We start from the raw sequence: 20,889 nt of genomic DNA, 5'->3' as shown, positions 1-20,889 counted from the left end.
GCGCTGCCCCGTATGGCGCGGCGCCGCCGAACCAGCACTCCTGACCAGTGGCACGGGTGTGGAGAGAAACATGAACCTGATCGACGAGATCAACGCCGCATCACTGCGCGACGACATCCCCTCCTTCCGCCCTGGGGACACCCTCAAGGTCCACGTCAAGGTCGTTGAGGGATCCCGTACCCGCGTCCAGGTCTTCCAGGGCGTCGTCATCGCGCGCCAGGGCGGCGGCGTCTCGGAGACCTTCACCATCCGCAAGGTCTCCTTCGGCGTCGGTGTCGAGCGAACCTTCCCCGTCCACACGCCCTCCATCGAGAAGATCGAGGTCGTCACCCGGGGCCAGGTGCGTCGCGCCAAGCTCTACTACCTGCGCAACCTGCGTGGTAAGGCCGCCAAGATCAAGGAGCGTCGCGAGGACTGAGCGCCTGCACTCTCGAGGCGGCGCCCGGAGCCCTCGGGTTCCGGGCGCTCGCCATCTCTCACCGCCGAGCAGCGGCGGACCCATGTCCATCAATTCCGGGGGAAGGAGCACGGTGAGACCGGTGCAGGATGGGGCCGACGACGTCGGGCTGGACCTGAAACAGGCCGATCCCTCTCAGATCGGTCGGACCTCCCGGTCCGCGATCACTCCGGCCTGCAGCTCTCCGTCAGCGGACTCCCCCCAGGAGTCCCGTAAGTCTCCTGAGACGACCGGAGAATCCCCGAACCCCGTCCCGGTCGACGACAGCGATGAGTGGGACTACGACCCGTTCATCGACCCGGACGCCGACCCCGAGCCCGATGACGAGCCCATCGAGCTGCCTCCCTCCATCCAGCCCCGCCGGCACGTGGCCCCCGCCATCCCTCCGCCGCAGACCAGCTCCCTGTACCAACGGGTGATCAGGCTGGTGCTCGTGGTGGCAGTCGTTATCCTGGTGCCGGCCCTCCTGCGGGCCTACGTCGTCCAGATCTACGAGATCCCCTCGGGCTCCATGGAGCGCACCCTGCGCGACGGGGACAAGGTCGCGGTCCCCATGTACGGCTCCCGTGACGTCAAGCGGGGCGACGTGATCGTCTTCATCGACCCTGATGACTGGCTTCATGTCAAGGAGCCGACGGGTCTGCGCGGTGCCGCCCGGACGATCATGGTCTCAGTGAATCTTCTGCCCGAGCACACCGGTCATCACCTCGTCAAGCGGGTCATCGGTGTCGGAGGCGACCATGTGGTCGCTGATGGGAAGGGGACACTCAGCGTCAACGGTGTCGCGATCAAGGAGCCCTACGTCAAGGACGGTCAGTCCCCGTCCCTGACGTCCTTCGATATCACCGTCCCCCAGGGCTACGTGTGGGTCATGGGGGACAATCGCGGCAACTCGGCCGACTCCCGCTACCACCGCGATGACGCCCATGGCGGCTTCGTGCCGTTGACGAATGTGGTCGGGGTGGCCAAGGGGGTCTTCCAGTGGACGCACCTGAGCCGGTGGGCGACTCTGGGAGGAGGGGAGCGCGCCTTCTCAGACGTACCCGCGCAGGAGGCAACGCCGTCCGCATCGTCCGCTCCGCCCGGTACCCCGGGAGGCGGTGGGGGAACGGCCTCCGAGGAGGAGACGTCGTCGCAGGCCCCCGATGGTAAGGGCTCCGAGGACGACGGTGCTGCCGGTGAGGGACCCGGCAACGACGACGGGTCGCAGACCGCGCCCGGTGGGCCGGCCGATGTTCCGGACGCCTCCGGCGGTACGGCCGACCGGGAGCAGGCTCCGGGGAGAACGAGGTGAGTCCTCGGGGACGTACTCGCCCCGACCGGTGCCTGGAGAAGGCACTGCTTGAGACCTACGACTGCGTCGGCGGTCTGGACGAGGTCGGTCGCGGGGCTCTGGCCGGGCCGGTCAGCGTCGGGCTGGCGATCGTGGCGCGGCGTACCGATGACGGCTTCCCCGAGGGACTCGCCGACTCCAAGCAGCTGACGGCCCGGGCGCGCAGGGGGCTGGTCGATCCTGTACGCAGCTGGCTCGTGGACCACGCGGTCGCCCACGCCTCACCTGCCGAGATTGACGAGCGCGGCATCGTCGGAGCCCTGAGAATGGCGGGTCTGCGGGCCCTTCAGCAGGTCGCTGATCGCGGACACGCCCCCGGCATCATCATCCTCGACGGCGTGGCCGACTGGCTCACCGCGCCCCAGCCCGACCTGCTCACCGCCCTGGAGGGCGCTCCCCCCTTCAGATTCGCTCCAGAGCCCGTCGCAGTTCCTTCCACCCCTCCCGTGCTCATGGAGGTCAAGGCCGATGCCAGGTGCGCCGTCGTCGCCGCCGCCAGTATCCTGGCCAAGGTAGAACGGGACGCCCTCATGGTCGATCTCGATGACCCCGGCTACGGGTGGGCCTCCAACAAGGGCTACGCCTCACCGGCCCACATCAAGGGACTCAGCGCACTGGGGGCCAGTGACCAGCACCGGCGCAGCTGGCACCTGCCCGGCCTGGACCACCGCCACGGCTGACGCGGATGCCCGGCTGACAGGGCCGACTCGCCCCCGCGGCCTGCCGCCTCCAGCGGCTGCGGGCGGGCATGATGGGCCGGTGAGCGCAGAAGACCTCGAGTCCTATGAGAACGAGCTGGAGCTCTCGCTGTACCGGGAGTACCGCGACGTCGCCTCCCTGTTCTCCTACGTGGTGGAGACCGAACGGCGGTTCTACCTTGCCAACGCCGTTGACGTCCAGGTACGCACCAACGGTGGTGAGGTCTTCTTCGAGCTCACGCTCGAGGACGCCTGGGTGTGGGACATCTACCGCGCCTCCCGGTTCGTGAAGTCCGTCCACGTTGTCACCTTCAAGGACGTCAACGTCGAGGAGCTCACCAAGCTCGAGATGGATATCCCCTCCTCCTGACCCGTTCCCGATGCTGCGCCGCCAGTTCTGGCGGTGTCTGTTTCGCTGATCGGCCCGGCTCGCCGGGGGGCCACAGGACGTCTTCTGTCAGCGCCGTCCACAGAGCCGATGGGACCGTGGCGCGCACTGCCTGATCCGGCCTCAGGCTAGTGGCGGAGGTGATCGGGATGACCGACCAGGTCGTAGCAGCCACAACGGAAAGAACGGTGATCGCAGCGAGAGGCGGCGAACACGCGCTCACGCAGCTCGTCCGGGGCCCGGGTGCTGCAGGAGCCGCTCCTTCGCGAGCATCTCGCCAACGCACCGGACGCCGCGGCGAGGACCTTGCCGCCACCTACCTGGAGGACATCGGCTGGCAGGTCCTGGAGCGCAACTGGCGTCCGGAGCACGGCCTACGCGGCGAGCTCGACATCATCGCCCTGGAACCCGCCCACGCGCACCGCGAGCCGAGCAGCGCGCCCGTCGGCGCCCCCGGAGAGGCGTGGCCAGGGCCGAGGCTCGTCATCGTTGAGGTCAAGACCCGCAGCTCCCTGCGCCAGGGTCCACCGGCGGCCGCGGTCGACACCCGCAAGCTCGCCCGGCTGCGCGCTCTGGCGGCTGCCTGGGCGACCACCCATGAGACCCCGCCGCACACCGGCATGCGCCTCGACGTCGTCTCCATCCTCCTGCGCGACGCGCGTCCTGCGCTGCTGCGCCACCACCGGGCGGTGGACGCGTCATGGGGCTAGCGCGCACGCTCGCTGTCACGCTGACCGGGCTGGCCGGGCACATCGTCGACGTCGAGGCTCACTCCGTCCAGGGCCTGCCCGGGTTCACCCTCGTGGGCCTCCCCGATACCGCTGTGCGAGAGTCGCGTGAGCGCGTTCGGGCCGCATTGAGCACCTGCGGCGTCACCTGGGGCGAGCAGCGCCTGACCGTCAACCTCTCCCCGGCGGACCTGCGCAAGAGCGGGACCGGACTGGATCTCGCGCTCGCCCTGGCCGTCCTGGGAGCGCGCGGTCGGCTCGGACGGTCCGCGGCCGGGCTCCTGGGACGGACCGTCTACATCGGTGAGCTCGGGCTGGACGGCTCCGTGCACTCCGTTCGCGGTGTCCTTCCCAGCGTCCAGGCCGCGGTGGCCGCCGGGGTGGAGGAGATCGTCGTCGCCCAGGAGGCCGCCGCCGAGGCCGAGCTCGTCCCCGGCGCCCGGGTCACCGCCGTCCGACACGTCGGCCAGCTCGTCGAGCGCTACGGAGGGCGCCTGAGCGCGGCCGTGGCGGCAGCGGTGGAGCAGATCACCGAGGCCGGAGCAGACGATGCCCCGACGACCCCGACCCGCGACGCCGAGCTGCCGGACCTGGCCGACGTTGTTGGGCAGAGTGAGGCCCGCCAGGCGCTCGAGGTCGCCGCCGCCGGGGGACATCACCTCATGATGGTGGGACCCCCGGGAACGGGGAAGACCATGCTCGCCGAGAGGCTTCCCTCCATCCTGCCGCCCCTGGAGCAGACCGATGCCGTCACCGTCACCTCCTTGCACTCCGTGGCCGGAATCTTCGACCCCGCCCACGGACTCATCACCCGGCCGCCGTTGCGCGCGCCGCACCACACGGCGACTCGGGCGGCCGTCGTTGGAGGCGGATCCGGTCTGCCCCGCCCCGGAGACGTCTCCCTGGCTCACCGCGGCGTGCTCTTCCTCGACGAGGCCCCCGAGTTCAGCGCGGGCGTCCTGGACTGCCTGCGCCAGCCGCTGGAGTCGGGAATGGTCACCATCGACCGCGTCGGTGGGCGAGCCAGCTACCCGGCCGCCTTCCAGCTCGTCCTGGCCGCCAACCCCTGCCCCTGCGGAAAGGCCGGTGGGCGCGGTCTGGAGTGCACCTGCACCTCCCTGCAGCGGCGGCGCTACTTCTCACGGCTCTCCGGTCCACTGCTGGACCGGGTCGACATTACGGTCGAGGTCGGTGCCGTCAGCGCCGCTGATCTCGCTTCAGCGGGCAGTGGAGAGTCCAGCGCCGCGGTGGCGCAGCGCGTCCGGCGTGCCCGCAGGGCCGCGGAGCGCAGACTGGCCGGCACACCGTGGCGCCTCAACGCCGAGGTCTCCGGCTCCTACCTCAGAGGCCCCGACGGTGGACTCAGCGCTCCGCTCAGCCGCCGGCTCATGACCGCCCTCGAACGTGGGGACCTCTCCCTGCGCGGGGTGGACCGGGTCCTCAGACTGGCCTGGACCCTCGCCGATCTCGAGGACGTCGACACCCTCGCCCTCACCCACATCGGGACTGCCCTGGCCCTGAGAACCTCAGGAGTGCGCCCATGAAGCTGCCCTACGACATCGATGATCCGGCGCTGGCACGCGCCACCTGGGCCCGTCTGGCCGAGCCCAACAGCGCCACCGCAGCCATGGTGGTGGGGCGGCTCGGGCCGGGCCCCGCCCTGAGATGGCTCCTGGAGGAGGGCGTCGACTCCTCAGGACAGGTGCGCACCTCTCCGAGCCCGCCGGTGCCGCAGCCACCCCCGGGGATGTCCGGTACCGGTGACATCAGCACCTGCTGGGCCCAGGTCGCCGCCCGGTGGGCGCCGCGTCTGGAGGGACTCGACATCCGCCGCGAGCTCGATGTACTCGACCGTCTCGGTGGGAGCCTCATCCTCCCGGGGGAGCCCTGGTGGCCACCGGGGCTCAATGAGCTGGAGCACCCGCCCTTCTGCCTGTGGGTACGTGGTGACCCATCGCTGCTGGTCAATGCCGCGGATCTGAGGGACAAGGGCATCGGAGGAGGGCCGCCCGGGGCCGTTGAGGACGACGATGCCCAGAGCGTCGTGGGCGCCGGTCAGCCCGTACGTGAGCAGCGGATGCCGGTGGGACCGGCCAGTGGCCTGTGCCTGGCACTGGTGGGGGCCCGGGCCTCAACCCGCTATGGTGAGGGAGTCGCCACCTCCCTGGCCTCCGGAGTGACGGCCAAGGGCGGTCTCATCGTCTCCGGAGGAGCCTTCGGCATCGATGCCTGTGCCCACCGCGGGGCACTCCAGGAGGGACCAACCGTGTCGGTCTCCGCTGGGGGAGTGGATCGCCTCTACCCGGTGGGAAACACCGGAGTGCTGGAGGCGGTCATCGCCTCCGGGGCGCTGGTGGCAGAGGTGCCACCGGGCTGTCAGCCGGGCCGCCACCGGTTCGTCTCACGCAACCGCGTCATCGCAGCGATCTCCAGCGCGACGATCGTGGTGGAGGCGGCCTGGCGCTCAGGAGCCCTGTCCACCGCCCACCGCGCCCTCGAGCTGGGCAGGCAGCTGGGCGCCGTCCCCGGCCCAGTGACCTCCATGTCCTCGGTCGGATGCCATCGTCTCCTGCGCAAGGGGGCGGTTTGCATCACCGACACCGACGACGCCCTGGAGCTGCTGACACCCCTGGGCACCGTCGACGCGGACGCCGTCAAGGAGCAGGACCCCGCGCTGACCGGCGGCGGACTTCTCGACGGGCTGGACCCGGACGCCTCCCTCGTCCTGGATGCCATGCCGGCCCGGGCCGCGGCGAGCACCGAGTCCATCGTCCGCTCCTCGGGGTTGTCCCCGAAGGAGACAAGATCGGCACTGGGGATCCTCGAGCTCGAGGGGAAGGTGGAGCGCACCGCCACTGGTTGGCGAAGACGCCGTTAGCACCCGGAGGCACACTTTCGGAATTGCCCTCAGATCGGCTTGTTCCTGCTTGTTTGGGCACAGCGTGCCCATGGGGGCTTTGCGATAGAGGCTCACGGCAGCGCCAGCACTTGCGCAGGACGCGGGCCCTCGTCCAGCAGCTGAAGCCCCTCAATGAATCGACCTATCGCATATTGTCGATATGTAGGTTATGGTGCTGGTGGCAAGTCGCATCGCCGCGCTGGATACGGGAGCCGGCCGCTTGAGGCGGCTGACGGTCGGTGACAGCGGAAATTAGAGGTGAGGAGGGGGCGTGATGGTGCAGCATCTGAGTCGTGCTGTCGGTGGTCGGGTGAGAGGAGGAGCGATTGCGTGCGCAGTGCTCGCAGTGGGATGTTTGGCGCTCGGGGGAGTGTTCGTTCGGCTGAGTGAGGTCGGACCGATCGCCACCGGCGGCTTCCGGTCTCTGATCGCCGCCCCCATGCTGCTCCTGCTCGACACCGGGGTCGGACTGCGACGCAGGTCCCGAGCGCGGGAACGCATGCCCCTTCGTGACCATGTCACCATCGCCCTGGGCGGCGCCCTCCTGGCGATTGACCTGTGCCTGTGGAACATGTCGTTCTTCCACACCACGTTGGCTGAGTCCAACCTCCTGGCCAATCTTGTCCCCTTCGCCGCGGCGATCTACGGGTGGGTGCTCTTCAGGGAGGTTCCTGACGTCAGACTTGTTTCTCCGGCGATCCTGGCGATCGGGGGGCTGCTTCTCCTGACCCCGGTCGGTGTTCATACGGCCCCGGAGCACCTGCTAGGAAACGCGATGGCCTTGGCCACGGCATTCTTCTACACGGGATTTCTTGTTGTCGCCCAGGGGCTGCGAAAGAGGTATCCCGCGCCACGTATCATGGCACTACTCAGTCTGTGGTGCGCTGCGGTGTGTCTTGCGGTGGCGATACTGCGTGGGGAGAACCTGCTTCCGCGTTCCGCAGAGGGCTGGCTGCTGCTCGTCGTCCTGGCGTTGACCTCTCAGATACTCGGGCAGACCCTCATGGCGCACGCCATGCACTTCATGTCGCTGCAGCTCGGGTCGCTGTTCGCCCTGCTCCAGCCTGTGGCCGCGGCCGTCTACGCCTATATCCTCTTCTCCGAGACCTTGACGCTCCCTCAGCTCCTCGGTGTGGTGGTCCTCATCGCCAGCATCTACTGGGCCAAGCTCGTCCTCGGCACATGATGCGTATCGGTGTCGGAACGCCGGTTTCAGGACGAGTGATATGCTCGCCCGAACCTCGAGCCGCGGCACAGAGAGGGGCGGGAGGGGCAATGCTGGAGGATGTGCAGAGTCATTCGGCAGGTCATTCGGATTCTGCGGACCTGGGTGTGATGGTCGACGCCCTCAAGGTTCTCGCTCATCCGGTGCGCCTCCGGATTCTTCAGTGGCTCCGAGATCCTCGGGCGGAGTTCCCTATTGAGCAGGGGATCGCGGATCCCGATGAGTACGGGGTCTGCATCAAGCAGATCACTGACAAGGTGGGGCTTGCTCAGTCGACCGTATCGGCCTTCATGCGAGCTTTGGAGCGTGAGGGGCTGGTGACCTCCACGCGTATTGGGAAATGGACCCATTACAAACGCGACGAGCAGCGCATCGCCGAGGTCCGCTCACAGGTCGCCACGTTGTTATAGCTGTCTCACCCATGTCATTCGCCAGCGAGGACCGTCATCAAGGGGGCCTGCCATGTCTAGGACGCGTGCTGATCTGCTCGCCTCCTACCGCAGCTACCTGGCCCTGCAACGGGACCTGTCCGGGCACACCGTGCGCGCCTATCTCGTCGACGTCAGTGATCTGCTGAGCTTCCTCGGCGTCGGTGAGAAAGACACCGAGCCCGTCGACCCCGCCCTGGCTACCCTCGATCTGGCGGACCTGCGGGACTGGCTCGCCGCGATGGCCGCGAGCGGTCACTCACGTGCCACCTTGGCCCGTCGCTCGGCCTCGGTGAGGACCTTCTCCTCCTGGGCCTTCGAGGCGGGACTGCTCGCCTCCGACGTCGCCGCGCGTCTGCGCGCGCCCCGCGTCGACAACCGCCTGCCCGGCGTGCTGACGACTCAGCAGGCCTCGCAGCTGCTCAAGACCGCCGCGGACCTCGCCTCGGACAGGCAGGTCCTGGCTGTGCGTGATCTCGCCATCATCGAGACGTTGTACGCGACCGGCGTGCGGGTGTCCGAGCTCATCGGTCTTGATGTCGCCGACCTCGACCACTCTCAACGGACCCTGCGAGTCCTGGGGAAGGGCCGTAAGGAACGGACCGTCCCCTACGGGCTGCCCGCCGCCAGAGCGCTGGAGGAATGGCTGCGTCGGCGCGGTGAGATCTGCGCCGTCGACGCAGGAGGCGCCCTCTTCCTCGGAGCGCGGGGGCGACGCATCGATCCCAGGGCGGTGCGCGACGTCGTCCACCGCCTGTGCTCGGCCGCCCAGGTCCCCGATCTTGGCCCGCACGGACTGCGGCACAGCACCGCCACCCACGTCCTGGGTGGGGGAGCGGACCTGCGCAGCGTCCAGGAGCTCCTCGGTCACTCCTCACTGGCCACCACCCAGCGCTACACCCACGTCTCGGCGGAGCGGCTGCGCAGCGTCTATGAGCAGGCCTTCCCTCGGGCCTGAGCGGAACTCGTCGGGGCCTTGTTCTCAGTGAAGGGGCTTGAGGCGGATGACGGCCGGCTGCAGCAGGCGCAGTGGGTTGATGTAGGTCTTGGGGCCGGTGCGTGCACCCCAGTGCAGGGCGCAGACCCCGTCCGAGCGGTGCCCCGGCAGCAGGGTGCCGATGACCTGCCCCGCTCCCACCGTGTCACCCGCGCTGACAGTCGGTTCGACCGGCTCATAAGTGGTGCGGATCCCGTCGGCGTGATCGACGGAGACCACGGGACGTCCGGCCACCATGCCGGCGAAGGCGACCGTCCCCGCGGCGGCGCTGCGGATCTGTGTGCCCTCAGCAGCCGCAAGATCGACTCCCCGGTGTCCGCGGCCCCACACGACGGCGGGCGGATCGAAGTCCTCCACCACGGTGGCCGGTGCGCCGGTCGGCCACCGGTAGTGCCCCCGCGCTCGCCGAGGGTCCGCAGCCCGGTCCGTTCCCTCCTGACCGCTCGTCCCCGTCTCCTCAATGAGCCGGGAGGGGAGACTGGCGCTTGTGAAGAACGAGGCTGACGAGGTTGACGTCGACGCGGTTGGGAAGGGGATTACTCGGGGTGGTTCTGGCGCAGTCCCCGTCAGTTCGGGAATCACCGGCTCCTGGATCGGTGGGACCGGAGCCGTGGTCAGGGCGGCGCCGGTGGCTGAAACGGTGACTGCGCTCATGCCCTGAGCCGGTGGTGCTCCGGGCAGTGCGGCGAGTGAGCCGCAGGCGGCCAGGGCCGTTGCCAGCACGGCAAGACGGTGGGGTGAGATGCGGGGACAATACAGAGTCGTGCGATGTGCTCGGGTTTGCCGGTCCTGCCGGGAACGTTCTGGTTGCATGCCCTCAGAGTGCGCGTCTACCGCCCGTGGTCGACGGGAGTGTGATCGGCCCTGTGGAAAGCCCTCATCAGGAAGCGCCTGTGGTGACCGGAATGACTCTGAATACGGCTGATTCGGCCTCGGCAGGTGGTCCGGCCCTGTGATAGCCTCGCCTCCGCAGCATTCTGCGGATCGTTCCGGCGTCAGCGGGAGACGGGCCCGGAATGCTGACTTCGCGTGCCTGCACCCGAGCATCTCGGGACGTCCCTCCGGGCGACACGGTCGCGGTCCCGGTCATCACGGTTCGCCACGGTGAGCGGGTGGCCGTGCGTCGCAGGCACCAGGCCCCGTCCGCCGGCTCCCAGCCGGTCACCGGCTTCGGTGCGCGTTCGCAAGCGTGCGGAACCACGGGGAAGAACCCATAAGAAGAACTCCGGGACGCGCCCGAGCACGCAGCTCGGCCGTCCCCCGAATGATCGTGCGTCGAGCAACCTCTCGGCACACACGGAAGGACCGTCATGGCCGTCGTTACCATGCGCCAGCTCCTTGACAGCGGTGTCCACTTCGGGCACCAGACTCGTCGCTGGAACCCCAAGATGAAGCGCTTCATCCTCACCGAGCGCAACGGCATCTACATCATCGACCTCCAGCAGTCCATTGAGGGCATCAACACCGCTTACGACTTCGTCAAGGAGATCGTCGCTCGCGGCGGCAACATCCTGTTCGTCGGAACCAAGAAGCAGGCCCAGGCCGCCGTGGCCGAGCAGGCCCAGCGCGTCGGCATGCCCTACGTCAACCAGCGCTGGCTGGGCGGCATGCTCACCAACTTCTCCACCGTGCGCGCCCGCCTGGACCGCATGAAGGAGCTCGAGCAGATCGACTTCGATGACGTGGCCGGCTCCGGCCGCACCAAGAAGGAGCTGCTCATGATGCGCCGCGAGAAGGACAAGCTCCAGCGCACCCTGGGCGGTATCCGCGACATGAGCAAGCTCCCCGCGGCCGTGTGGGTCGTGGACACCAAGAAGGAGCACCTGGCCATCTCCGAGGCCCAGAAGCTCGGGATCCCGGTCATCGCCATCCTGGACACCAACTGCGACCCGGACGAGGCCACCTACGGCATCCCCGGCAACGACGACGCCATCCGCGCCGTCACCCTACTCACCCGTGTCGTCGCCGACGCCACCGCTGAGGGTCTGCTGGCCCGCTCCGGCGGCCGTGCCCGCACAGGTGAGGAGGCCGAGGTCGCCCCTGCCGACGCTGAGCCGCTGCCCGAGTGGGAGGCCCAGCTCCTTGCCGGAGCCGAGGCCGACGCGTCGGCCTCCGAGGCGGCTGAGGCCGCCGAGGCCCCTGCCGCTGAGCAGGCCTGAGCTCGGGCACATCGCCTCAGCTCCTCGTTCACAGCGTGGCGTCCACGCGCTGTGAACACCTCTCACTCGTCCTTTTTCACACGTCTATTAGTCACTGACTGACCAGGAGACATTCATGGCGAACTACACCACTGCTGACATCAAGGCGCTGCGCGAGAAGACCGGCGCCGGCATGCTCGACGTCAAGAAGGCCCTCGACGAGGCCAACGGCGACGCCGAGAAGGCCATTGAGATCATTCGCGTCAAGGGCCTCAAGGGCATCGCCAAGCGCGAGGGCCGCGCCGCCTCCGCCGGCCTCATCGCCGCCAAGGTCGTCGACTCCGGCGACGGCCAGGTCGGCGTCCTCGTCGAGATCAACGCCGAGACCGACTTCGTGGCCAAGAACCAGAAGTTCCTCGACTACGCCGAGCAGGTCCTCACCGCCGCCCTCGACTCCGGCGCCACCGACGCCGATGCTCTGGCCGAGGTCGAGGTCGGCGGCTCCACCGTCAAGGAGCTCACCGACGGCATGCAGGCCATCATCGGCGAGAAGATCGTCGTGCGTCGCGTCGGTCGCCTCGAGGCCGACAAGATCGAGCTCTACCTGCACCGCACCAACCCCGACCTGCCCGCCCAGGTCGGCGTCCTGGTGGGCACCGACGCCAAGGCCGCCGAGGTGGCTCACGACGTCGCCATGCACATCGCCGCCTACTCCCCGGAATACGCCACCCGCGACGACGTCCCGGCCGAGGTCGTGGACAAGGAGCGCGCCATCGCCGAGGAGACGACCCGCGCCGAGGGCAAGCCCGAGAAGGCCATCCCCAAGATCGTCGAGGGGCGCCTCAGCGGCTTCTTCAAGGAGAACGTCCTGGTCGACCAGGCCTTCGCCAAGGACCCCAAGACCACGGTCGGCAAGGTCGTCGAGGCCACCGGCGGCGAGCTGACCGGTTTCGTGCGCTTCCGCGTCGGCGCCTGATCCGCTCACCCCTCAAGTCGGCCCGCCCAGTGTGCGGCGAGGCCGGCTCCACCGGTGATATCCGGAGACATCCGGGGCGGGGGCACGAGCACCATGCTCGTGCCCCCGCCCCGTCATGTCGTCCCTCACTCGTCGATATCCATCAACCTCCGCTTCCCGGGAGCGCGTCCTCACGCATGCCTCAGGGTGCTCCTCGTCCCATGGCGTGTCTGACCGCCGGGGGTGACTCTCATCGGGGCCCGGTGCCGTCTCGAACGGGGTAGGCTGTGCGAAGCCTGCCCACCGAACCCAGGAGACATAACGCAATGAGTCAGGAACCGGCTCGTGACGACCGCGTGGCCCACGGCACGCACCCCAGGCGTGTTCTACTCAAGCTCTCCGGTGAGGTCTTCGGCGGTGGATCAATAGGTCTGGACCCCGATGTCGTCTCCGACGCCGCCCGTCAGATCGCCGATGCCGTACGCGCGGGAGTCCAGGTCTCCGTCGTCGTCGGAGGCGGGAACTTCTTCCGCGGCGCCGAGCTCTCGTCGCGGGGCATGGATCGCGCCCGCGCCGACTACATGGGCATGCTGGGAACCGTCATGAACGCCCTGGCCCTTCAGGACTTCATCGAGAAGGCGGGGGTGCCCGCCCGCGTCCAGACAGCCATCGCCATGGGACAGGTCGCCGAGTCCTACATCCCCCTGCGCGCCATCCGTCACATGGAGAAGAACCGTGTCGTCGTCTTCGGCGCCGGTGCCGGCCTGCCCTACTTCTCCACGGACACCGTCTCGGCCCAGCGCGCCCTGGAGACCCACTGCGACGAGCTGCTCGTGGGCAAGAACGGGGTTGATGGCGTCTACACCGCCGACCCCCGCAAGAACCCCGAGGCCCAGCGCCTCGACCAGCTCACCTACGAACGAGCCCTGGCCGACAGCCTCCAGGTGGTCGACGCCTCCGCCTTCGCCCTGTGCCGCGACAATGGTCTGGCCATGCGCGTCTTCGGCATGGGAGAGCCTGGAAACATCACCCGCGCCCTGCTGGGTGAGAGAATCGGGACACTCGTCAGCTGCGACTGACCCGGCTGCGGGCTCCGACGGGCCGCCGACGGCCCCGTTCGAGCTACGTGACCGCCCACGGCGCAGACGGCCAGCACACCGTCCCAACCCGCGGCCATCCCCACGATGGCCGATCACTATCTGACGAACCCACGACCGCCCAGTAAAGGAAGCACCATGATCGACGACGTCATGCTCGAGGCCGAGGACAAGATGGACAAGGCCCTTCAGGCCGCCAAGAGCGAGCTCGCCACCATCCGCACCGGCCGCGCCAACCCCTCGATGTTCAACGGGATCGTCGTGGACTACTACGGCGCCCCCACCCCGCTCCAGCAGCTCGCCTCCCTGACGATCCCCGAGGCCCGCACCGTCCTGGTCAGCCCCTTCGACCGCTCTGCCATGAAGGACATCGTCACCGCCATCCGCGAGTCCGACCTCGGCGTCAACCCCACCGATGACGGCACCGTCATCCGCGTCACCCTGCCGGCACTGACCGAGGAGCGTCGCAAGGACTACGTCAAGCTGGCCCGCTCCCGCGCCGAGGACTCCCGCGTCCAGGTGCGTGGTATCCGCGGCAAGGCCAAGAAGGAACTCGAGGCCATCAAGAAGGACGGCGAGGCCGGCGAGGACGACGTCAAGCGCGCCGAGCACGAGCTCGACGGTCTCACCAAGCGCTTCGTCGAGCAGATCGATGCCGCCCTGAGTGCCAAGGAGAGCGAGCTCCTCGAGGTCTGACCCGCCTCGTCCCGGGATCGGCCGTGCCTCCGCCCGGCCTCCCGCCCCTGTCCCGTCAACCTCTGTGAGCCCCGTGTCGCCTCTGCTGAACCCGCGCCCCACGCGCAACCACGACCCCCTGCCCGCCACCGGGCGGGCGGGACGCAACCTGCCCGCCGCCATCGGGGTGGCGGTCGTGCTCATCGCCGTGGTCCTGGGCTCCCTGGCCTTCCACAAGGTCATCTTCGTGGGTGTCGTCGTGCTGGCCGTCTGCGGGGCGTTGTGGGAGCTGGCGGCCGCCTTCGCCCGCAAGCGCATCCGCCTGCCCCTGGCGCCGCTGTGGCTGGGGACCCTGGGAATCTCCGTGTGCGCCTGGGAGGTGGGAGCGGAGGCGGCCTTCGGGGCCTATGTCGCCACTGTCGGCGCCTGCGTCCTGTGGAGCTTCATGGACCAGGCCGAGGCGGAGGTCGGTACCGTCCTCGAGCAGGCCGGTCACGACATCCCCCGCACCGAGGCCCATGACGAGGTCCGTCGCTCGCGCTCCAGCGCCGCGGCCGCCTCGGTCTTCGCCGCCACCTACCTGCCCTTCCTGGCCGGCTTCGCGGTCCTGCTCCTGGTGCAGGATCACGGAGTGGGAAAAGTCATGATGCTCATCGCCCTGGCGGCCGCCAACGACACCGGCGGGTGGATGGCCGGCATCACCTTCGGCCGTCACCCCCTGGCGCCCTCGGTCTCGCCCAAGAAGTCCTGGGAGGGACTGATGGGCTCCCTGCTGGCGGCGGTGGCGACCGGGGCCGGATGCGCCTGGGCCATCGACGGCCCCTGGTGGGCCGGAGCCGCGCTGGGCGCCTGCACCGTGGTCGTCTCCACCCTGGGCGACCTGGGGGAGTCCCTGCTCAAGCGCGACCTGGGACTCAAGGACATGGGCACGCTCCTGCCCGGACACGGCGGAATCATGGACCGGCTCGACTCGATCCTCGTGGCAGCCCCACTTGTCTACGCCTTCACCCTCCTGGTGAAATAGGGACGGCATGCCGCACCCACCCCTATCGATCAGCCCGGCCCTCCCCAGCCCCGGGACACGAGGAGCACGAGCGTGAACTCATCGCGAGCACAGCAGCGCCCCCGGCGCCCGCAGCCCGTCAGCATCACTAGGCGGCCGCGTGACGGCCAGGTCCAGGTCATGCCCACCGACCAGCCCCCGGAGGGCGCCACCAGCCCGGATGCCAGGCCGCGCCTGTCCTTCGCGGTGCCTGCGGTGCGCGGCAAGGCCCCCCGTCACCTGGCCGACCTCGATCTGGCCGGACGCAAGGCAGCTTGTAAGGACTCGGGACTGCCCTCCTTCCGTGCCGACCAGCTCTCACGCCACTACTTCACCCACTTCACCCGTCACAGCGCGGACATGACCGACCTGCCCGCCGCCCAGCGCGAGCAGCTGTGCGCCGAGCTGCTGCCCGAGCTCATCACACCGGTGCGCGCCCTGCGCGCCGACGGCGGACGCACCATCAAGCACCTGTGGGAGCTGCACGACGGCGTCCGCGTCGAGAGCGTCCTCATGCGCTACAAGGAGCGCACCACCCTGTGCGTCTCCTCCCAGGCCGGTTGCGGCATGGCCTGCCCCTTCTGCGCCACCGGTCAGATGGGCCTGACCCGCAACCTGTCCACCGGGGAGATCGTGGAGCAGGTGCGCCACGCCGCCCAGGCCTCGGCCGCCGGGGAGCTGACCGGGGGACCGGCCCGACTGTCCAACGTGGTCTTCATGGGCATGGGTGAGCCGATGGTCAACTACAAGAACGTCGTCGGCGCCCTCCATCGGCTCATTGACCCGGCCCCGGAGGGCTTCGGCCTGTCGGCTCGCGGTATCACCGTCTCCACCGTGGGCCTCGTTCCCCTCATCCGCAGGCTCGCCGGTGAGGGGCTGCCGGTGACCCTGGCCGTCTCCCTGCACGCGCCTGACGACGAGCTGCGCGACGAGCTCATCCCCGTCAACTCCAAGTGGAAGGTCGGCGAGCTGCTCGACGCCGCCCACGACTACTTTCTAGCCACCGGCCGGCGCGTGTCCATCGAGTACGCGCTCATCAAGGACATGAACGACCACGCCTGGCGCGCCCAGCTGCTCGCTGACGAGCTCAACCGCAGGGACACCGGGTGGGCCCATGTCAACCCCATCCCGCTCAACCCCACTCCGGGGTCCATCTGGACCTGCTCGGAGGTTGCGGTTCAGGATATGTTCGTTGACACGCTCCGGCGTGCCGGAATTACCACGACAGTGCGAGACACTCGAGGCAGCGACATCGACGGTGCCTGCGGTCAGCTCGCGACCGAGGTACTCAACCAGGAGAGGGTCAAGACGACATGAGCGACATGTTCCCCAAGTCAGCGCTCCTGCGACCGGGCTACCGCCCCGAGCAGGTGGACCGCTACTTCGAGACGGCTCACGAGATCTATGACGCCGGCGAGCTCGACGAGATGGACTCCGAGGGCGTGCGCACTGTCGCCTTCGACGTCGTTCTGCGCGGCTACCAGCCCCAGGCCGTGGACGCGGCTCTCGACCGGCTCGAGGCCGCATTCCTCCAGCGCCGGCGCGCTGCCTTCGTGGCCAAGAAGGGCCGCCAGGCCTGGATGGATCAGGTCACCCAGCTCGCCACCACCCTCTACCCGCGTCTCCTGCGCCCGGCCGGCGAGCGCTTCGCTCCGGCCTCCGGGCAGGGGTATGACAAGACCGACGTCGACGCCCTCATGGACCGCATCGCCGGCTACTTCGACTCCGACACGACCCTGACCTCCAGCGAGGTGCGCGGAGCGGTCTTCCGTCGTGCCCGGGGCGGCAAGGCCTACGGGGAGCCCAGCGTCGACCGCTACCTGGCGCGCGTCGTCGAGGTCCTCCTGTCCGTCGAGTGAGTCGAGCCCGTCGAGCCCCGTCCTGAGGAAACCCACCGCCCCATGACCAGCCACGCACCACTGCCTTCCCATACCCCAATCCCGCAGCGACTGGTTCTGCTCGGTTCCACCGGGTCGATCGGTACCCAGACCCTCGAGGTCCTCTCACGCCTGGGGGAGGTCGCTCCGCACGTGGCCGCCCTGGCCGCCGGCGGATCGCGCCTGGACCTCCTGGCCCGCCAGGCCATCGCCTGGGAGGTCCCCGTCCTGGCCGTCACCGGTGGGGGAGAGGATCTCTCCGACCGCCTGCGCCAGGCCCTGAGGGCCGCAGCCGCCCAGGCCGGCCGTCCCGACCCGGTCACCACCATTCTCACCGGCCCCGATGCCGCCACCACGGCGGTTGAGGTCGCCGGACTGGAACCTCACGACACGGTCGTCAACGGCATCACCGGCTCCGTGGGCCTGCTGCCCACGCTGGCCGCCCTGGGCAGCGGAGCCCGCCTGGCCCTGGCCAACAAGGAGTCCCTCGTCGTCGGGGGCGCCCTGGTTCGTCAAGCGCTCACCCGACCCGGCCAGATCGTTCCCGTGGACTCCGAGCACTCCGCCATCGCCCAGGCCCTGGCCTGCGGCCGTCACGAGAAGGGACTGACCAGTCCCGTCGTCAGCGGGCGCAGCGAGGTGAGACGGCTGGTCCTGACCGCCTCCGGCGGCCCCTTCCGCGGGCGCAGCCGCGCCGAGCTCACCGGGATCAGTGCCGCCGCCGCCCTCAAGCACCCCACCTGGGACATGGGGCCGGTGGTGACCATCAACTCCTCGACCCTCATCAACAAGGGACTCGAGCTCATCGAGGCCCACCTCCTGTTCGATATGGCACCCGAGCAGATCGACGTCGTCGTCCACCCCCAGTCCGTCATCCACTCCATGGTGGAGTTCACCGACGGCGCCACCATCGCCCAGGCCTCCCCGCCCGACATGCGCCTGCCCATCGCCCTGGGGCTGACCTGGCCCGAGCGCCCCGACCTGTCGGGCCTGGTGACTCCCAACGACTGGAGCGAACCGGTCAGCTGGACCTTCGAGCCGCTGGACGACGCCGCCTTCCCCGCCGTCGGCCTGGCCCGCAGCGCCGTGGCGGCCTCGGACACTCACCCGGCCGTGCTCAACGCGGCCAACGAGCAGGCCGTCGCCGCCTTCCTCGCCGGCGGCCTCGAGTGGCTGGACATCGTTGAGATCGATGCGGTCGTTGTTGGCGAGCACGAGGGTCTGACCTCCCCGAGCCTCGAAGACATCCTGGCCGCGGAGACCTGGGCGCGCACCCGCGCCGACGAGCTCATCGCGGCACGAAACGGAGGAGCGGACTCGTGAGCACCACCCTGGCCTACATCCTGGGCATCGTCATCCTCATCATCGGGATCGGTGTCTCGGTGGCCCTTCACGAGCTCGGGCACATGATCCCCGCCAAGAGGTTCGGCGTGAAGGTCCCCGAGTACTTCATCGGCTTCGGCCCGAGGATCTGGTCGGTCAAGCGCGGAGAGACCGAGTACGGCATCAAGGCCATCTGGCTGGGCGGCTACGTCAAGCTCGTCGGCATGCTGCCTCCCGCCAAGCCCGGCAGGCCGGACCGCAAGCGCAAGGACGGAAGCCTGGGCATGGTGGGGGAGGCGCGTGCCGAGGCCCTGGAGGAGATCCAGCCCGGGGAGGAGCACCGGGCCTTCTACCACCTCAGCGTCCCCAAGAAGCTCATCGTCATGGCCGGGGGAATCCTCACCAACCTGGTCCTGGGGATCGTGCTGCTGGCCGTGGCCATCGGCGTGGTCGGTATCCCCGGACGCACGACGACGCTGTCGACCGTGACACCCTGCGTCTCGTCCAACATCGACGCGGACGCCCCCTGCCAGGACTCCGACCCGACCGGCCCCGCCAGCGCCGCCGGTATCAGGGCCGGCGACAGGATCGTCTCGTGGGGCGGGGTGAAGGTCTCCTCCTGGGAGGAGCTTCAGGCCCGGATCGCCGCCGGAGGAACCAGCCCCACCCAGGTCGTCGTCGAGCGCGACGGAGCCGAGCGCACCGTGAGTGTCACCGCGGTCGAGGTCCAGCGCACCGTTCGCGACAGCCAGGGGGCCCCGGTCAAGGACGCCTCCGGGGCCGTGCGCACCCAGGCCCGTCCCTATGTCGGCATCTCCCCGTCGTTGGGAACCATTCCCCAGAGCCCCGGCAAGATCCCGGTTCTCATCGGGCAGGCCATCGGAGGGACGCTCAAGGCCATCGCCACCCTCCCGGTCGGCCTCTATCACGCCGTCCAGGCGGCGCTGGGCATCGAGCAGCGCAGCGTCGACAGCGGCGTCGTGGGCCTGGTGGGCATGGGGCGCATGGCCGGACAGGCCACCAGCGGCGGTGCTGCCGGAGGCGGGGAGGTCCCCCTGTCGATGCGGGTGAGCACCATGCTCATGCTTCTGGGCAGCCTCAACCTGGCGCTGTTCGCCTTCAACCTGGTGCCCCTGCTGCCCCTGGACGGCGGGCACGTGGCCGGGGCCTGCTGGGAGGGCATCCGGCGCTCGATCGCCAAGGTGCAGGGCAAGCCCGATCCGGGACCGGTGGACACGGCCAGGTTGCTGCCCGTCGGTCAGGTCGTCTTCGGTCTGCTCATCGTCATGGCCCTGGTCCTGGTGTGGGTGGACATCGCGGCGCCACTGTGACACCCGCAGGACCTGCGAGGGCGTGAGCAAACCGGTACCGGCGGGAGCGATGCCACACACCTGAGGTGCTGGGCCGAGCGGGGTGGGTGACATACTGGTCGGGTGACTGAAGCGATCGCTCTTGGCATCCCTACGATGCGTGCCCAGGCCCCGGTCCTGGCGCCGCGCAGACCGACCCGCAAGATCAAGGTCGGCAGCCTCAACGTCGGTGGGGACGCCCCTATCACCGTGCAGTCGATGACCACCACGAAGACCCACGACATCGGCGCCACCCTTCAGCAGATCGCCGAGCTGACGGCCTCGGGATGCGACATCGTGCGCGTGGCCTGCCCCACTGACAAGGACGCCGAGGCACTGCCGATCATCGCCAGGCAGTCGCGCATTCCCGTCATCGCGGACATCCACTTCAACCCCAAGTACGTCTTCGCCGCCATTGAGGCCGGCTGCGGCGCGGTGCGCGTCAACCCCGGCAACATCCGCAAGTTCGACGACCAGGTCGCCGACATCTGCAAGGCCGCCTCCGACGCCGGCGTCTCCCTGCGCATCGGTGTCAACGCCGGCTCCCTGGACAAGCGCCTGCTCAAGAAGTACGGCAAGGCCACCCCCGAGGCGCTCGTGGAGTCCGCCACCTGGGAGGCCGGCCTGTTCGAGGAGAACGACTTCCACGACTTCAAGATCTCCGTCAAGCACCACGACGTCGTCACCATGGTGCAGGCCTACAGGCTCCTGTCGGAGGCCGGTCAGTGGCCCCTGCACCTGGGCGTGACCGAGGCCGGCCCCGCCTTCCAGGGCACTATCAAGTCCTGCGCCGCCTTCGGCACCCTGCTCGCCGAGGGCATCGGTGACACCATCCGCGTCTCTCTGTCCGCGCCTCCGGTCGAGGAGGTCAAGGTGGGCACCAAGCTCCTGGAGTTCATGGGCCTGCGTCAGCGCCAGCTCGAGATCGTCTCCTGCCCCTCCTGCGGCCGCGCCCAGGTGGATGTGTGGACCCTGGCCGAGGAGGTGGAGGCCGGGCTCAAGGAGGTCACCGCCCCGCTGCGCGTGGCCGTCATGGGCTGCGTCGTCAACGGCCCCGGTGAGGCCCGTGAGGCGGACCTGGGCTGCGCCTCGGGCAACGGCAAGGGGCAGATCTTCGTACGCGGCCAGGTCGTCGAGACCGTCCCCGAGGACCAGGTCGTCGAGACCCTTCTCAAACACGCCGAGGGCATGGCCGCCGAGATGGCCGAGGAGCTCGGTGAGGAGGCCCTGGTCGGCACCAGCCCCATGGTCTCCGCCGCCGGCTGAGGACCGGTGAGGGC

General features: G+C 69.2%; 21 protein-coding genes. 20 read left to right on the top strand and 1 reads right to left on the bottom strand.

Annotation, left to right across the window (positions count from 1 at the left end; translation table 11 throughout):
* Positions 1-70: 70 nt before the first annotated feature.
* The 10 genes from rplS (at position 71) to FBF36_RS08535 (ending at position 9,114) form a co-directional block, all read left to right on the top strand.
* Complete coding sequence (gene rplS, locus FBF36_RS08580) at positions 71-418, top strand: 50S ribosomal protein L19 (protein WP_003786428.1); 348 nt, start codon at positions 71-73, stop codon at positions 416-418.
* A gap of 112 nt (positions 419-530) precedes the next feature.
* The gene (lepB, locus tag FBF36_RS08575; RefSeq protein WP_034491487.1) at positions 531-1,751 is read left to right on the top strand and encodes a signal peptidase I; all 1,221 of its coding nucleotides are present in this window, start codon (positions 531-533) and stop codon (positions 1,749-1,751) included.
* On the top strand, positions 1,748-2,470 hold the full coding sequence (locus FBF36_RS08570; protein WP_009394523.1) for a ribonuclease HII: 723 nt from the start codon (positions 1,748-1,750) through the stop codon (positions 2,468-2,470). Before lepB ends, FBF36_RS08570 begins: the two co-directional genes overlap by 4 nt.
* Positions 2,471-2,549: 79 nt before the next feature.
* Entirely contained in the window at positions 2,550-2,858 is a 309-nt protein-coding gene (locus tag FBF36_RS08565) for a DUF2469 domain-containing protein (RefSeq protein ID WP_009232177.1), read from the top strand.
* A 167-nt stretch (positions 2,859-3,025) separates the two neighbouring features.
* A complete protein-coding gene (locus FBF36_RS08560) occupies positions 3,026-3,586 on the top strand; it encodes a YraN family protein (RefSeq protein WP_138137378.1) in 561 nt (186 codons plus the stop codon).
* Positions 3,577-5,148 carry a YifB family Mg chelatase-like AAA ATPase gene (locus FBF36_RS08555; protein WP_138137376.1) on the top strand — a complete coding sequence of 524 codons (1,572 nt, stop codon included), beginning with the start codon at positions 3,577-3,579 and terminating at the stop codon, positions 5,146-5,148. Before FBF36_RS08560 ends, FBF36_RS08555 begins: the two co-directional genes overlap by 10 nt.
* A complete protein-coding gene (locus FBF36_RS08550; RefSeq protein WP_009394531.1) occupies positions 5,145-6,482 on the top strand; it encodes a DNA-processing protein DprA in 1,338 nt (445 codons plus the stop codon). Before FBF36_RS08555 ends, FBF36_RS08550 begins: the two co-directional genes overlap by 4 nt.
* Positions 6,483-6,777: 295 nt before the next feature.
* Positions 6,778-7,689 carry a DMT family transporter gene (locus tag FBF36_RS08545; protein ID WP_087943968.1) on the top strand — a complete coding sequence of 304 codons (912 nt, stop codon included), beginning with the start codon at positions 6,778-6,780 and terminating at the stop codon, positions 7,687-7,689.
* 89 nt (positions 7,690-7,778) lie between these two features.
* Positions 7,779-8,138, top strand: a complete 360-nt coding sequence (locus tag FBF36_RS08540) for an ArsR/SmtB family transcription factor (RefSeq protein WP_009394533.1) — start codon at positions 7,779-7,781, stop codon at positions 8,136-8,138.
* A 52-nt stretch (positions 8,139-8,190) separates the two neighbouring features.
* Positions 8,191-9,114, top strand: a complete 924-nt coding sequence (locus tag FBF36_RS08535; protein ID WP_009394534.1) for a tyrosine recombinase XerC — start codon at positions 8,191-8,193, stop codon at positions 9,112-9,114.
* Positions 9,115-9,138: 24 nt separating this feature from the next.
* Here FBF36_RS08535 and FBF36_RS08530 read toward each other — a convergent pair whose 3' ends face one another.
* Positions 9,139-9,876: a M23 family metallopeptidase gene (locus tag FBF36_RS08530; RefSeq protein WP_225792327.1), complete on the bottom strand. Its 738-nt coding sequence runs from the start codon at positions 9,874-9,876 to the stop codon at positions 9,139-9,141.
* Between the two features lie 587 nt (positions 9,877-10,463).
* Here FBF36_RS08530 and rpsB point away from each other — a divergent pair.
* The 10 genes from rpsB to ispG all read left to right on the top strand — a co-directional run bounded on the left by rpsB (position 10,464) and on the right by ispG (position 20,875).
* Positions 10,464-11,312 (top strand): 30S ribosomal protein S2, encoded by an 849-nt coding sequence (rpsB, locus tag FBF36_RS08525; RefSeq protein ID WP_009394538.1) that lies wholly within the window; start codon positions 10,464-10,466, stop codon positions 11,310-11,312.
* A 115-nt stretch (positions 11,313-11,427) separates the two neighbouring features.
* Complete coding sequence (gene tsf / locus FBF36_RS08520) at positions 11,428-12,267, top strand: translation elongation factor Ts (RefSeq protein WP_009394542.1); 840 nt, start codon at positions 11,428-11,430, stop codon at positions 12,265-12,267.
* A gap of 305 nt (positions 12,268-12,572) precedes the next feature.
* The gene (gene pyrH / locus FBF36_RS08515) at positions 12,573-13,325 is read left to right on the top strand and encodes a UMP kinase (RefSeq protein WP_009394544.1); all 753 of its coding nucleotides are present in this window, start codon (positions 12,573-12,575) and stop codon (positions 13,323-13,325) included.
* A 156-nt stretch (positions 13,326-13,481) separates the two neighbouring features.
* Positions 13,482-14,039 carry a ribosome recycling factor gene (gene frr, locus FBF36_RS08510; protein ID WP_009394550.1) on the top strand — a complete coding sequence of 186 codons (558 nt, stop codon included), beginning with the start codon at positions 13,482-13,484 and terminating at the stop codon, positions 14,037-14,039.
* Between the two features lie 73 nt (positions 14,040-14,112).
* Positions 14,113-15,042: a phosphatidate cytidylyltransferase gene (locus tag FBF36_RS08505; protein ID WP_075376214.1), complete on the top strand. Its 930-nt coding sequence runs from the start codon at positions 14,113-14,115 to the stop codon at positions 15,040-15,042.
* 72 nt (positions 15,043-15,114) lie between these two features.
* Positions 15,115-16,377, top strand: a complete 1,263-nt coding sequence (rlmN, locus tag FBF36_RS08500) for a 23S rRNA (adenine(2503)-C(2))-methyltransferase RlmN (protein ID WP_034491493.1) — start codon at positions 15,115-15,117, stop codon at positions 16,375-16,377.
* Positions 16,374-16,919, top strand: a complete 546-nt coding sequence (locus FBF36_RS08495) for a DivIVA domain-containing protein (RefSeq protein ID WP_009394555.1) — start codon at positions 16,374-16,376, stop codon at positions 16,917-16,919. The genes rlmN and FBF36_RS08495 overlap by 4 nt, the downstream gene beginning before the upstream one ends.
* Positions 16,920-16,961: 42 nt before the next feature.
* Complete coding sequence (gene dxr / locus FBF36_RS08490; protein WP_138137374.1) at positions 16,962-18,260, top strand: 1-deoxy-D-xylulose-5-phosphate reductoisomerase; 1,299 nt, start codon at positions 16,962-16,964, stop codon at positions 18,258-18,260.
* Positions 18,257-19,591: a M50 family metallopeptidase gene (locus FBF36_RS08485; protein ID WP_075376217.1), complete on the top strand. Its 1,335-nt coding sequence runs from the start codon at positions 18,257-18,259 to the stop codon at positions 19,589-19,591. The genes dxr and FBF36_RS08485 overlap by 4 nt, the downstream gene beginning before the upstream one ends.
* A gap of 102 nt (positions 19,592-19,693) precedes the next feature.
* On the top strand, positions 19,694-20,875 hold the full coding sequence (ispG, locus tag FBF36_RS08480) for a flavodoxin-dependent (E)-4-hydroxy-3-methylbut-2-enyl-diphosphate synthase (protein WP_034491496.1): 1,182 nt from the start codon (positions 19,694-19,696) through the stop codon (positions 20,873-20,875).
* Positions 20,876-20,889 lie beyond the last annotated feature (14 nt).

The sequence above is a fragment of the Actinomyces sp. oral taxon 171 str. F0337 genome, assembly GCF_005696555.1.
Taxonomy (GTDB): Bacteria; Actinomycetota; Actinomycetes; order Actinomycetales; family Actinomycetaceae; genus Actinomyces; species Actinomyces oris_E.
Note: the sequence above shows the minus strand (reverse complement) of the source record. Positions and strands in the feature narration are given on the sequence as shown.

Bases quoted from the DNA above. Each gene is read 5' to 3' on its own strand.
- rplS (WP_003786428.1), top strand. From the start codon at position 71: ATGAACCTGATCGACGAGATCAACGCCGCATCACTGCGCGACGACATC.
- FBF36_RS08560 (WP_138137378.1), top strand. From the start codon at position 3,026: ATGACCGACCAGGTCGTAGCAGCCACAACGGAAAGAACGGTGATCGCA.
- FBF36_RS08555 (WP_138137376.1), top strand. From the start codon at position 3,577: ATGGGGCTAGCGCGCACGCTCGCTGTCACGCTGACCGGGCTGGCCGGG.
- FBF36_RS08550 (WP_009394531.1), top strand. From the start codon at position 5,145: ATGAAGCTGCCCTACGACATCGATGATCCGGCGCTGGCACGCGCCACC.
- FBF36_RS08545 (WP_087943968.1), top strand. From the start codon at position 6,778: ATGGTGCAGCATCTGAGTCGTGCTGTCGGTGGTCGGGTGAGAGGAGGA.
- FBF36_RS08540 (WP_009394533.1), top strand. From the start codon at position 7,779: ATGCTGGAGGATGTGCAGAGTCATTCGGCAGGTCATTCGGATTCTGCG.
- FBF36_RS08535 (WP_009394534.1), top strand. From the start codon at position 8,191: ATGTCTAGGACGCGTGCTGATCTGCTCGCCTCCTACCGCAGCTACCTG.
- rpsB (WP_009394538.1), top strand. From the start codon at position 10,464: ATGGCCGTCGTTACCATGCGCCAGCTCCTTGACAGCGGTGTCCACTTC.
- tsf (WP_009394542.1), top strand. From the start codon at position 11,428: ATGGCGAACTACACCACTGCTGACATCAAGGCGCTGCGCGAGAAGACC.
- pyrH (WP_009394544.1), top strand. From the start codon at position 12,573: ATGAGTCAGGAACCGGCTCGTGACGACCGCGTGGCCCACGGCACGCAC.
- frr (WP_009394550.1), top strand. From the start codon at position 13,482: ATGATCGACGACGTCATGCTCGAGGCCGAGGACAAGATGGACAAGGCC.
- FBF36_RS08495 (WP_009394555.1), top strand. From the start codon at position 16,374: ATGAGCGACATGTTCCCCAAGTCAGCGCTCCTGCGACCGGGCTACCGC.
- dxr (WP_138137374.1), top strand. From the start codon at position 16,962: ATGACCAGCCACGCACCACTGCCTTCCCATACCCCAATCCCGCAGCGA.